10 protein-coding genes are annotated in these 13,138 nt (G+C 44.0%); 2 read left to right on the top strand and 8 right to left on the bottom strand.

The window, feature by feature from the left end; all coding sequences use genetic code 11:
• Positions 1 to 143: 143 nt before the first annotated feature.
• The 7 genes from rpmB to FIS9605_RS0113445 all read right to left on the bottom strand — a co-directional run bounded on the left by rpmB (position 144) and on the right by FIS9605_RS0113445 (position 9,565).
• On the bottom strand, positions 144 to 380 hold the full coding sequence (gene rpmB / locus FIS9605_RS0113475) for a 50S ribosomal protein L28 (RefSeq protein WP_026733057.1): 237 nt from the start codon (positions 378 to 380) through the stop codon (positions 144 to 146).
• 301 nt (positions 381 to 681) lie between these two features.
• Positions 682 to 2,685, bottom strand: coding sequence for a molecular chaperone HtpG (gene htpG / locus FIS9605_RS0113470; RefSeq protein ID WP_026733056.1), 2,004 nt, complete (start codon positions 2,683 to 2,685; stop codon positions 682 to 684).
• A 224-nt stretch (positions 2,686 to 2,909) separates the two neighbouring features.
• The gene (locus FIS9605_RS0113465) at positions 2,910 to 3,539 is read right to left on the bottom strand and encodes a class I SAM-dependent methyltransferase (protein WP_026733055.1); all 630 of its coding nucleotides are present in this window, start codon (positions 3,537 to 3,539) and stop codon (positions 2,910 to 2,912) included.
• A 166-nt stretch (positions 3,540 to 3,705) separates the two neighbouring features.
• Positions 3,706 to 6,375 (bottom strand): ATP-dependent chaperone ClpB, encoded by a 2,670-nt coding sequence (clpB, locus tag FIS9605_RS0113460; protein WP_026733054.1) that lies wholly within the window; start codon positions 6,373 to 6,375, stop codon positions 3,706 to 3,708.
• 218 nt (positions 6,376 to 6,593) lie between these two features.
• Positions 6,594 to 8,306 carry an iron uptake porin gene (locus tag FIS9605_RS0113455; protein ID WP_026733053.1) on the bottom strand — a complete coding sequence of 571 codons (1,713 nt, stop codon included), beginning with the start codon at positions 8,304 to 8,306 and terminating at the stop codon, positions 6,594 to 6,596.
• Between the two features lie 28 nt (positions 8,307 to 8,334).
• On the bottom strand, positions 8,335 to 8,766 hold the full coding sequence (gene gloA, locus FIS9605_RS0113450; RefSeq protein WP_026733052.1) for a lactoylglutathione lyase: 432 nt from the start codon (positions 8,764 to 8,766) through the stop codon (positions 8,335 to 8,337).
• A gap of 172 nt (positions 8,767 to 8,938) precedes the next feature.
• A complete protein-coding gene (locus FIS9605_RS0113445) occupies positions 8,939 to 9,565 on the bottom strand; it encodes a 4Fe-4S single cluster domain-containing protein (RefSeq protein ID WP_026733051.1) in 627 nt (208 codons plus the stop codon).
• Between the two features lie 16 nt (positions 9,566 to 9,581).
• On the opposite strand from FIS9605_RS0113445, the gene FIS9605_RS46090 reads away from it, so the two are divergent.
• Together FIS9605_RS46090 and eno are read left to right on the top strand one after the other, a co-directional pair.
• The gene (locus tag FIS9605_RS46090; RefSeq protein WP_269321034.1) at positions 9,582 to 9,707 is read left to right on the top strand and encodes a hypothetical protein; all 126 of its coding nucleotides are present in this window, start codon (positions 9,582 to 9,584) and stop codon (positions 9,705 to 9,707) included.
• 476 nt (positions 9,708 to 10,183) lie between these two features.
• Positions 10,184 to 11,464, top strand: a complete 1,281-nt coding sequence (eno, locus tag FIS9605_RS0113440; protein ID WP_026733050.1) for a phosphopyruvate hydratase — start codon at positions 10,184 to 10,186, stop codon at positions 11,462 to 11,464.
• Positions 11,465 to 11,551: 87 nt separating this feature from the next.
• Here the strand turns inward: eno and argC are convergent, their stop codons facing one another.
• Positions 11,552 to 12,610 carry an N-acetyl-gamma-glutamyl-phosphate reductase gene (gene argC / locus FIS9605_RS0113435; protein WP_026733049.1) on the bottom strand — a complete coding sequence of 353 codons (1,059 nt, stop codon included), beginning with the start codon at positions 12,608 to 12,610 and terminating at the stop codon, positions 11,552 to 11,554.
• Positions 12,611 to 13,138: the final 528 nt, after the last annotated feature.

Raw genomic sequence — 13,138 nt, 5'->3', positions numbered from 1 at the left:
GAGAGGCTGTGTATTTGTATTATTTGTAACTTTAGTTTTCGTATTTTCAACAGAGTAGCTATGAAGTATCGCGAAAACAGTAATGAGGCTTAGCCTCACTACTGTTTTTACCCACAGAAGTGGATTGAGAAACTGCTTGGGAATTAATAATGATTAAGGTTAATCCCTGCTTCTTTTGCCATCGCTTCTAACCCTTTCGTTTCTAGGGTTTTGATAGCTTTGGTAGACAGCTTGAGTTTCACCCAGCGATTTCCTTGGGGCCACCAAACACGCTTAGTTTGGAGGTTGACCTGCTGAAGGCGCTTAGTACGACGGTGAGAGTGCGAAATAGCAAAGGCATTATTTGCCTTTTTACCAGTTAATTGACAGCGACGAGACATGATGACTAAATTCTCCAATTTATTTTGAACACGATCTTCTATTGTATAGAATCGTTTGGCTAGCAAAAAGCTATTACCCCACCCCTAGGACGTGTTTTCAAACTCTTAGATCCCCCCTAACCCTCCTTAAAAAGGGGGAAAATTACTTTTAAGTCTCCCTTTACAAGGGGGATAATGGGGGATCTGAAAATTTGGGATAGTGTCAGGAGTAGTTTGAAAACAGATCCTAGTTCCTCCCCGCAAGTAGAGAGGGGAAAATATTCCCCCTCTCCGCAGGCAGAGAGGATGTTAGGGGGTGAGGTTACTTAGCAGCTTGTTCCGTCAACTTAGTTAAGACTTCGTTGGAACGTTCAACAAAGGCTTTCATCCCTTCAGCGTCAAACCCTTTCTGAGTCATTAGCGCCAAATCATATATGTGTTGACAAATCATATTGACTAGCTGACCTGTTGGTGATTCGCCCTCACCCTGAATGATGCTGCTTTGACTGAGAGTCGTCAAATTCTGAATCAGGGGGTGAGTAGTATTTACAAGTAAAATATGGTCTTCGGGAAACTCTGCTAATTGCTGCTGCATTAAAGCATTCATTTCCCGCAGGCGACGCAGAATCTCTGGTAACAACACCATTGCGGGTGGTGTACCTTGCGGATCGTCTGATTTTAAGGCTTCAGTGCGGATGTTTAACCTGGGTTTATTGAGAGCTTTTTCAAATAGCTCTTTGATCGTCTCGCTTCGAGTTTTATTTGTCTTCGGGTCAACAATTTCTCCAGCTTGGTCTTTATCTAACAGGGTTTGATCTAAGTCGGAGTCTACCCGCGTAAATTTGACATCTTGATATTCGCGTTCGAGGAAGTTGATGAAGTGGGTATCGATGAAGGAGTCCATGAATAGGACTTCTAACCCTTGTTTTTTGTGGAGTTCTACGTAGGTTGCTTGTGCTGCTTCGTCTGTGCAGTAAAAGACGCGGTTTTGGTGGCGTTCCTTGTTGCGTTCTAAGTATTCTTTCAGGGTTGTGTATGACCCTCCCTCAGTTCCTCCCGCTTGCGGAGGGGAAGTAGGAGAGGTTGTTGAAGTGACATCTTGCCAAGCATCCCCTTCTTCGGACTGTACCTGTACTGCTGGGGTTTCAGAAGTTGCTTGTTCTGCTAGTTTAGCAGTACTACGGAAAATGAGGATGTCCTCGACTTGTTTTTTGAATTTCTCATCATTCATAACCCCGAATTTCACGAATGTACCGAGGTCTTTCCAAGCGCTAATGTATTGTTCGCGATTTTCGCGGTACAGTTCTTTAAGGCGATCGCCAACTTTTTTAGCTATGTAGTCGCCAATTTTCCGGACAGTGCGATCGGTTTGCAAAGCACTGCGCGATACGTTCAAGGGTATGTCAGTACTATCTATTACACCCCGCATTGGTAATAGAAACTGGGGAATAATTTCTTCGCAGTGGTCGCTGACAAAAACTTGATTGCAGAATAGCTTAATATGCCCTTTAGTGACATCTACATCCGGCTTTAGTTTGGGAAAATACAGAATCCCGTTGATGATAAAGGGATAATCTGTATTTAGATGCACCCACAATAGAGGCTCTTCTTGGAAAGGATACAGATAGCGGTAAAACTCTAAATAATCTTCCTTACTTAAGCTACTGGGAGACTCGCGCCACGGTGCTTTTTGTCTATTTAATACCTCGCCATCCAGTTTGATTGGCACTGGCATGAAGTCGCAGTAAGTCTTGACAAGATTTTTGATTCGTGCAGATTCTAAATAGTCTAGCTCCTCCTCCATCAAATGGAGAGTAATTGTGGTGCCACGAGTAGTGCGGGGTGAATCTTCCAAGGTGAACTCTGGCGAACCATCGCAAGTCCAGTGAACTGCCTGCGCTCCTTCTTTGTAAGATAAGGTATCGATTTCGACTTGTTGCGCCACCATGAAGGAGGAGTAAAAGCCCAAACCAAAGTGACCGATTATTGGTTGCTCGGATGTACTTTTATACTTGTGAATAAATTCTTCAGCACTAGAAAATGCAACCTGGTTGATATATTTTTTCACCTCATCTGCTGTCATCCCGATACCGTTATCAGTGACAGAGAGAGTTTTGTTATTTTTGTCTATCGCAATTAGAATTTCTGGTTCGCCAATATCGCCAGAGTATTCCCCAGCACGTGATACCATTTTCAATTTTTGGATGGCATCGACGGCATTGGATATAAGTTCCCGCAAGAATATCTGGTGATCTGAGTAAAGGGATTTCTTGATGATCGGGAAAATATTCTCAGTATGAATACTGATGGTTCCTTGTTCTAACATGATTGGTAATCTTCGATGCAAGTATTTGAATATCAAATGTGGCAAACATACCCTAAACCTCTGCTTTCAAGGAAAAGCCTAAAGAAAGCAAGAAGGCATAATAACAATTTAGGATTTTAAAGGTTGAACTCAGGCTTTTGTTCCTTTTTTTAGCATTGTTTGCCCCCTAGTCGTGATTCGGATTTCCCTACTCCCTGCTGATTTAAGTTGTTATCTAAGTAATTTTAGTTTTTTTCTAATACCAAAAAATAGTGGTATGGGTTGGTGGGGTCAAGGAATTCTTGCTTGACGGTTAACCCAACTTTGGCAATGGAGTTTAAAATTCGCTGTTTGGAGTATCCTTTTAATCCCATTTCCCAGTAGTGCTGGTTACACACAGGTTTTGTACTCCAGAATTTAGGAATCTTTATGAATAAATGTCTTGGTCTAGGCAAGAAAGAAAATCTCAGTTGGAGTGCCAAATATTGGGTGTTGTAGGGAATAGAAATCACCAAAAACCTCTTTGTTGCCTCTGCAAGTTTCTGCAAGGCTTTTTCTGACTCAGGGTAAGGCAAGTGTTCCAGCACTTGAAAAAGTACTATTACATCAAACTGATCTTTTGGCAATGAAAAGTCTGTTGTTAGATCCAAAATTATATCTGGCTTTAAATTGGGGTCAATATCGGCTGTAGTTACGTTGTAGCCATTCAGTTTGAGGAGGTCTTTTAAAATCGAATTAAAAATTCCAATTTCTAAGATGTTCTTTACCTTACTACCAAGCGAGGAGATAAGGCGCATTTGGTGGTGATAGCTGATAAACCTGTCTTTAGCAAAATATTCCGAATTCCTAATATCTAACGACGTGATAAGTTGCATGAAATACACCTATTTAGCCTGACGTATTGTCAAAATGAATTGGGTCTACAATCACAGGTTTCCCGGAAAATCAGCTAAAGTAACAGTTTCAGAACTGATATGCAAACTTGCTGCTGAAACGATATTGAGTATATAGAAAGACGCACCTTGGTGCGTCTTGCTGGTTTCAAACCTCGCTGGATGCTTCTAGTATGTAGGTTTTACTTTGCGGTGCTGGTACTGTTACTACCTTTTTTTTAGTAAAGGTTAGCCCGTTATCTCCCTTGTCAATGACAACTGTATCACCAGCAATAAAGGTATTCTCTAGGATTTTGGTAGCGATCGCATTTTCCACTTCTCTTTGAATTGCCCGTTTGATGGGACGTGCGCCGTAAACTGGGTCATAACCGACTTCTGTGAGATAATCGCAAGCAGCAGAAGATATCTCCAAGGAGATTTTTTGGTCTGCAAGTAGATTTTCGACCCGTTTGAGTTGAATGCGAACAATTTGCCGCATTTCGCTGCGACTGAGGGGATGGAAAATAATCAAGTCGTCAACGCGGTTGAGAAATTCGGGGCGGAAGTGCGATCGCAAAGCATCCATGACGCGGTTCCGCATTTTCTCATACTGGGAGTCATCGCCTGATATATCCAAGATGTGTTCGCTACCAATGTTACTCGTCATGACAATGACGGTATTGCGGAAATCAACTGTTCGCCCCTGACTATCCGTAATTCTACCGTCATCTAGCACCTGCAACAAAATATTAAACACATCTGGGTGAGCTTTTTCGACTTCATCCAGTAATACCACTGAGTAAGGGCGGCGGCGAATTGCTTCGGAAAGTTGACCGCCTTCTTCGTAGCCAACGTATCCTGGTGGCGCTCCCACTAAGCGTGAGACCGAGTGTTTTTCCATATACTCGGACATATCCAAACGTACGAGGGCGTCATCCGAATCAAAGAGAAACTGCGCTAATGCACGAGCGAGTTCTGTTTTACCGACTCCTGTTGGCCCCATGAATAAAAATGAACCAATAGGACGGCCAGGATCTTTCATACCAGCACGGGCGCGACGAATTGCCGCTGCAACAGCTGATACAGCTTCCTGTTGCCCAACAACTCGTTCGTGCAAGTGATTTTCGAGTTGCAACAATTTCTGCCGTTCCGACTCTAAGAGACGATTTACAGGAATTCCTGTCCATTTAGCGACGATTTCAGCAATATCGGCTTCGGTGACTTGTTCCCGCAACAAGGTTGTGCCTTCAGCCTGAATTTTCAGTAACTCGGCTTCTTTGATTTCGCGATCGCGCTGCACTCCCTCCAATTTGCCATACTTTAACTGGGCAGCTTTATTTAAGTCATAAGCACGTTCTGCCTGTTCAATCTGCACCCGCAGCTTTTCTTCTTCTTGCTTCAAGGCGCTAATTGCCTCTAATAACTGCTTTTCACCTTGCCATTGCCCATTTAATTCTTGTTGTTTTTCCGTCAAATTGGCTATTTCTCGCTCAATTCGCTCTAAACGCTCTTTTGTTTGAACTGTAGCTTTTTCTTCTCCAGCCAGAGACAGCTTTTCCATTTCTAGCCGCATCAATCGGCGGTCAATTGTTTCCAATTCCGTTGGCTTTGAGGTAATCTCCATTTTCAACTGGGCTGCTGCTTCATCCACCAAGTCAATGGCTTTGTCTGGCAAGAAGCGGTCATTAATGTATCTTGCTGACAAAGTAGCAGCTGCCACTAACGCCGAATCCGATATTTTGACGTTGTGATGCACTTCATAACGTTCTTTCAGCCCCCGCAGAATAGAAATCGTATTTTCTATGCTGGGTTGATCTACATATACCTGCTGAAAACGCCGTTCTAATGCCGCGTCTTTTTCGATGTATTTGCGGTACTCATCGAGTGTGCTTGCACCAATACAGCGCAGTTCTCCCCGCGCCAGCATGGGTTTGAGCAAATTCCCGGCATCCATTGAGCCTTGTTGCCCGGAACCAGCACCAACGACAGTATGCAGTTCGTCAATAAACAGGACTATTTGACCGTTGGATTCCGTAACTTCCTTTAAAACTGATTTAAGGCGGTCTTCAAATTCACCTCGGTATTTTGCTCCAGCAATCAAACTGCCCATATCAAGGGCGATGAGTTGGCGATTTTTCAAAGATTCGGGTACGTCGCCATTAACGATCCGCTGTGCCAAAGCTTCAGCGATCGCAGTTTTACCCACCCCTGGTTCACCAATCAAAACTGGGTTGTTCTTGCTACGACGAGATAATACCTGAATTACCCGACGGATTTCGTCATCCCGACCAATCACGGGGTCGAGTTTCCCAGCTTTTGCCTGTTCTGTCAAGTCTCTACCAAATTTTTGCAAAGCTTCGTAGCGAGACTCTGGATTTTGGTCGGTGACTTTTTGACTACCGCGAATTGCTTTAATAGTAGCCTCCAACTTGGCAGTGTCTAGGTTAAAGCTTTTGAGCATCCGCCGTCCGATGCGTTCATCCTCTACAAAGGCGAGAAGTATATGTTCTACAGAAACGTAGGAATCTTTCATCCTGACTCTCGCTTCATCAGCTAAGTCTAGCAGCGTATCTAAGTAGCGACCTAAGTAAAGCTGATCGGCTCTCCCAACTTTAGGCTGACGACGGGTAAAATCTTCAAGTTGTTGTTGCAGACGGTTAGCATCTACACCAGCACGGTTGAGGATACGTGCTGCTAAGCCGTTTTCTTGTTGTAATAGAGCTAGTATTAAATGTTCAACTTCTAATTGTTGTTGTTGATAGGCACGCACTATATCCTGAGATTTGACAATCCCTTCCCAGGCTTTATCTGTAAATTTATCCGGATCTGTAGGCTGCATCTTTAACGATTTTAGATTTTAGATTTTAGATTTTGGATCTTAAAGTATGGACATGCTTGCCCCAAATTACTATCCAAGCATCATTTTGCTGCATCTGCTTGTATCTACGGTTGCAATTTGAGACTGGATAGTGGTTAGTGGATAGTAGTTAGTAGTTAATTGTTGACCACTAACCACTAACTACTAACTACTAACAATAGACAATCCCCATCCCCAATTTAAAACGAAAATACTGTTCTGAGGGTGGTTTGCCAAAGAGTACCGTTGGAACTGTCGTTATCGGCGTTTGTTACGAGTGAGAATGTGGGAGTAACACTAAGGTTGTCGCTGATTTGCAAATTGTAGAATGCTTCAAAATTAGTCTGGGTGGCATTACCTAAATCTTCGCTGACAAAAGGCTGACCAATGGCAAAACCTGCAACAGTACCGGGAAGCAGAAGATTACGAAAACCTACACCCACCGCCCAGGTCACTGGACGTAGATCTAAATCCTCATTAATAGACGTATTGTTTCCATTGTAATTACCAAATCCGAAGCGACCAAAAATCCCTGTATTGCGATTGAAGGTATACTCAGCATTAAAACCAAAAGCATTAATGTCAGTATTATTAATGAGAGCATTTGTATATTGCAGCCTGAATGCTAGCTTGTCGCTAGGCGAGTATTCAGCTTCCACACTTGCTTGATAGCGATCGCCAAATAAACCGCCTTCGGTGCTGGTAGAATTTGGTTGATTGGCATCGGCAGCGATATAGAGCGATCGCACAGTGAATTGACCGTCACCTGGGTTCCACTGAACAGCAGCACCAGCACCGCCATTGCGATCAATTTGATTTTGGACAATCAGGGGATTATTCAAGAAAAAGCTAGAACTAAAATCAACAGCCTCGTTATTGGCATACTTGTTACGGTCAATAAAATCTCGCGGTGACATTTTCGCACCAACCGTGACTGCCACATCTTGGGAAGGACGAAAGGTATAGTGTAAGCGTCTCAGCTTGACATCAGATTCTACTTCCGCGTAATCAAGTCCGCCGCCATTGGCGATGACACCACTAGTTCCCAGCAGGTTTTCCTCTTCTTTTTGCGCCAAACCAATGGCATCACCACCATTGTTACCAGCTTCTAGCTGAGTTACCAGTAAATCTTTTTGATTAAAGCTAGTAGAAAAAGTTAATCGCGAACGAGAGACTACAGTCTTATTTGCATCAGTACCATCGGTGAGGGCAATAATTGCTTCACCATGCAGTTTCGTAGTAGTAGAAAATTGATGTGCCTGTAGTTCGCTGCTGCGTGCTTCTAAGCCATCAACACGCTGCTGCAAGTCATCCAAAGCCGAACGAAATTCTTTTTGCAACCGCCGTAAGACAATCATGTCTTCTTGGATATAGCGATCGCTCAAAGTATCACCAATCAAACTCTCCACTTTATCTAGGGTAGCAGCAAGGGCTGCGGCGAACTCGTAACGGCTGATGGGAAGATTACCATGAAAGGTGCCATCTGCATAGCCAGAGATGACACCATATTTTTCCATGAGCGATCGCAATGCCTGATAAGCCCAGTCTGTGGGCATGACATCAGACAACTGCGAAACCGAAGTTTGCTGTGTTAATAAATCAGAATCGATGTCAAGATTACTCACCTCGTTTATCGCTAATGACTCAGAGTTTGCAGTCGGTGAGAACTCAGTTTGCCAAGAAGTAGTATCGGTTTCTGGAGGCGATACTTCTACCTGAGTGGCTGTATCAACCTCAGGGATAGCTGCTTGTAAGCTTGAGTCAGAACTGTTAGTCTCTGGCAACTGTTGAGGTAGCAAAGAATCTGCTCTTGAAGGTAAGCACGTTTGGCTGAAAACGCCCCAACCGACTAAACTCCCCGCTAGGAATTTTGGCGAACAAATCCTTTGCTGTCGGCATTGCTTGACGCTCAATTGTATCTCCCGCGATTCTGCCTCAGAATTACTGAGCCACAAGTTTTTGTTCTTCCTGTTTCACAGCAGAACCTTGAGTACCCAGCCCAATAAGTTCTACTTTATACCCATCTGGGTCTTCTACAAAAGCAATTACTGTAGAACCATGTTTCATTGGTCCTGGTTCCCGCACCACCTTACCACCACGTTTTTTGATTTCATCACAGGTAGCATAAATATCATCGACTCCAATGGCGATATGGCCGTAAGCGTTGCCTAAATCATATTTTTCCACACCCCAGTTATAAGTGAGTTCAATGACGGTATTGTCGCTTTCGTCACCATAACCAATAAAAGCAAGAGTAAATTCTCCCCCTGGATAATCTTTTCGCCGTAGTAGCTTCATCCCCAAAACATTACAGTAGAACCTCAGCGATTCTTCCAAATTGCCAACACGCAGCATTGTGTGTAGGAGTCGCATAACTATCTCCGGTTGCAGTAATTTTTTGTGATGATTCAGTTGATATTTTAATCTGCAAGTGGTTAGTAGTTAGTAGTTATTCCCCCACTCTCCCACAGCCCCACTCCCCCAGACGCGCCATGGCGCGTCTCTCCCACTCTCCCACTCTCCCACTCTTCCCATCTCCCACTCCTCATTCTCCCAGTTCAAGCCTTCCTCGATAGCCAGTGATCAGTCGGCTACCATCCTTAAAAATATGAATCTCTATCTGGTCGCTTGCCCAGGAAATCTGGTCTTTTAAGGCTGGATTAAAAACGTGAACCCGTTGATTGCTGGACGAAACAGGAGAGTCGGGAGAGTTAATCGCTAGCGATTGGATGTAGGGACCATCAATCAGGATATCTAACTGCTCTAATAAATCTTTAGAACCAGCTGGAGCATACTCAGATTGCAATTGCTCTAAAGTAAAACCACTAAATGACATCACATTTAGTCCAGCTGCTTTGACTTTGCGGGCCAGGCTTGCCAGTGCAGGTGCTTGCCAAAAGGGTTCGCCACCAGAAAAAGTCACCCCTTGATTGCGAGGATTGCTGAGAATTTTTTCGGCAAGACTATCAACAGATACTAGTTGATTAATCTCAAATGACCAAGATTCTGTATTAAAGCAGCCTGGACATTCCCGCAAGCATCCCTGTACCCAGACTACAGCACGACATCCAGGGCCATTCACCTCAGATTCATCTACATAGCCCATAATGTTGAGATAACCGGCGGGAATCTGCATCAGTTTCATGTATGAGTCGGTTTTACTTTGGGTCATAGTTTTTCTCTCTGTAATGGATAGACTACTCTGTGCGGTTGAAATTGATAGCTTGAGACTGACAGAGGAAATTCTCAAAGCGATCGCCTGGAGTTTTGACAAACTTTCAATTGCAGTTGACAGAGTACTATTTGCAGGCTAGAGGTAAAAGATGAGGAACTCGTGAAGGACTAGGTTTAACTGTTATTAGTTGTTAAGTACCAACCAACTACCAACAAACAACAAACAACTCATCCCTAATTTATCGGTGTGCATTTGTGTTTATCTGTGGTTTGACAGACAGAAACTGAGAGGTTAGGGGCTAGTGAGTGGTTAGTAGTTAGTGGTTGTACCCTTTATCTATCGAATATGTTCTGAATATAGCCCGCGCAGGCGGGCTTAGTTCTTATAGCCCAACCCTTCTAGGGTTTGGGCTATATAAATAGTGCATTGTTACAGATAATTGGTATTAGTAGTTAGCAATCAAAAACCAATAACTCCCTAGCGCCTAGAGTAAAAATCTTCCTTAATCTCTGCCTCAACCATCCCCTCTACAGCCTATGCTAGATCGTCGGGTCAACCACTGAATTGTTTGTGTTTAGCGGTAAGAACGCACTCAAAAAAAGGACAAAAACATAGATGATTGATACTGCCATTGAAGCAATTGTTGCCCGCGAAATTCTTGACTCACGCGGCAGACCAACAGTAGAAGCAGAAGTGCATTTGGTCAACGGTGTAACAGGACTGGCACAGGTTCCCAGTGGTGCGTCTACTGGTACTTTTGAAGCCCACGAATTACGGGATAAGGACAAAAGCCGTTACGGGGGTAAAGGTGTACTTAAGGCAGTGCAAAATGTCAAGGAGATAATTACTCCAAAATTATTACAAATGGATGTCCTGAATCAGGAACTCCTAGATCGCACGATGATTACCCTAGATGGTTCTCAGAACAAATCCCATCTGGGTGCTAATGCGATTTTGGCAGTTTCCCTAGCAGCAGCTAAAGCTGGTGCTGAGTCTTTAGATATTCCCTTGTATCGCTATTTGGGTGGGCCTTTAGCGAATTTATTGCCTGTACCGTTGATGAATGTGATTAACGGCGGTGCCCATGCAGCAAACAATGTCGATTTTCAAGAGTTTATGATTGTCCCCATCGGGGCTTTTTCTTTTCGGGAAGCTTTGCGATGGGGTGCGGAGGTATTTGCCACTCTCAGCCAGGTTTTGGATGAAAAGGGTTTACTGACTGGTGTGGGGGATGAGGGTGGTTTTGCACCTAATCTGGAGTCAAATCAAGTGGCTTTAGAATTGCTAGTTGCTGCTATTGAAAAAGCTGGGTACAAACCAGGAGAACAAGTGGCTTTGGCGTTGGATGTTGCCGCCAGTGAGTTTTACAAAGATGGGCAGTATGTCTACGATGGTAAGCCTCACTCTCCCGCTGAGTTTGTTGACTATCTCGCTCAATTGGTTAATCAATACCCCATTGTCTCGATTGAAGACGGCTTGCACGAAGAAGACTGGCAGAATTGGCAGTTACTCAATCAAAAATTGGGCGATCGCGTACAGTTGGTAGGCGATGATTTGTTTGTCACCAACGCCACCCGCTTGCAAAAGGGCATTGACCTCAAAGCTGGTAACGCAATTTTGATTAAACTCAATCAAATTGGTTCGCTAACCGAAACCTTGGAAACGATTGATTTAGCGACTCGCAACGGTTTCCGGTCGGTGATCAGTCATCGTTCTGGCGAAACAGAAGACACGACGATCGCCGATCTCGCCGTCGCCACCCGTGCAGGTCAAATCAAAACTGGCTCTCTCTGCCGCAGCGAACGGGTGGCAAAATACAACCGCTTGCTGCGAATTGAAGATGAACTGGGCGATCGCGCCGTTTACGCTGGTGCTGTGGGAATGGGACCAAAGTAGTTAGTAGTTAGTAGTTAGTAGTTAGTAGTTAGTAGTTAGTAGTTGGTTGTTTACCACTAACCACTAACCACTAACCATTCACTCTGATTAAGGATAAAATCCTAACTTCGGTAAGCCCAAAGTCTCATCCCAACCCATCATGATATTCATACACTGAATTGCTTGACCTGCTTGTCCTTTGATTAGGTTATCAATCGCTGACATGATGATCGCGCGACCCGTACGTGGGTCAACTTCTATACCGATATAACAAAGATTGCTGCCACAAGCCCATTTGGTTTGGGGATAAGTGCCGGGATCGCAAATTTTCACCCAAGCAGAGTTGCGGTAGAAAGCTCTATAAATGGTAATGAGATCATCTCTTACCAAACCGGGATCGCGTAATGTCGCGTACACTGTTGCGAGAATGCCGCGCACCATCGGGATCAGGTGCGGAGTAAATTGTATGGTGAGTTCGTGACCTGCCAGGTGGCTACAAATTTGCTCAATTTCTGGTGTATGGCGGTGACGGGCGACACCGTAAGCTGTCAGTGAGTTATCAGCTTCGGCTAGTAACATATTGATTTTGGCTTCCCGTCCACCGCCAGAGGTGCCGGATTTGGCATCGATAATGGCTGTTTCGGGAACGATCAACCCTTGTTTGAGAAGCGGAGAAAGTGCGAGCAGACTGGCGGTAGGATAGCAACCAGGACAGCCAATTAGCTGGGCTTCTGAAATGCGATCGCGGAAAAGTTCCGGTAGTCCATAAACCGCTGTTGCAGCAGTAGCAGTATCTTGCCGCTCTTTACCATACCAAGCTGTATAAGTTGCCAGATTGTTAAATCGGTAATCAGCACTCAAATCGAGTACTTTACATCCTTTTTCTAGTAATTTTGGAGCAATTTGGCAAGCCAGACCATTTGGCACAGAGAGAAAAACTACTTCACAACGGTGAGCAATGATTTCTGGATCTACCGCTTCTACCGAGAGATTAACTGCATGAGCCAAATGTGGATAGATATCCGCAAACGGCTTTCCAGCACTGCTATCGCCACCTAAATAAACCAGCTCTACTTCTGGATGATCCATCAGTAGACGCACCAACTGAACTCCGCCATAGCCTGACGCGCCTACAATCCCAACGGGTACGCGTCTAAAATTGCCCATGATTATAAGATCCTTATCCGCTTTTGGTTAACTCATGTCAGCTATCAACGATCGGCGCTTTAGCCCAAAGCCATTAGCTTTTAGCATATGACGGCTGAAGGTTGAATGCTAACCCCTGATAAATGTTGAAACATTGCTACATTTGATTACTAAAACCTAATTTTAGCGGTAGACTTTTTCGCGATCTCATACAGCAGAATTAAGAAGTCTAGCAAATCTAACCAACTAGTAAATCACTAAGGAAAGAATCAGACCATTAAAATAGACTAAGAGCTTATAATATCAGCTTTTTACATTCTGCCTTCTTGTACTAGTAGCTGTCTTTTGTGGAAGGGCATAATTCTCAGCACTGACAACATAATTTGGTATAATATAAACTTTGCAACACCCTAGGTAAACGCTGCAATCAAGAAGATGTTTGGGGAATCCTTCGTAAGTTTAGTGGCTTCCCGTAAGCAAGAACAAAAATCTCATCAGCATAAAGTCTAAGAACTTCAAAAGGCAAGTTAAGCCTAACAACCGCACCCT

Origin of the sequence: Fischerella sp. PCC 9605, from assembly GCF_000517105.1 — a bacterium.
Classification (GTDB): Bacteria; Cyanobacteriota; Cyanobacteriia; order Cyanobacteriales; family Nostocaceae; genus PCC9605.
Note: the sequence above shows the minus strand (reverse complement) of the source record. Positions and strands in the feature narration are given on the sequence as shown.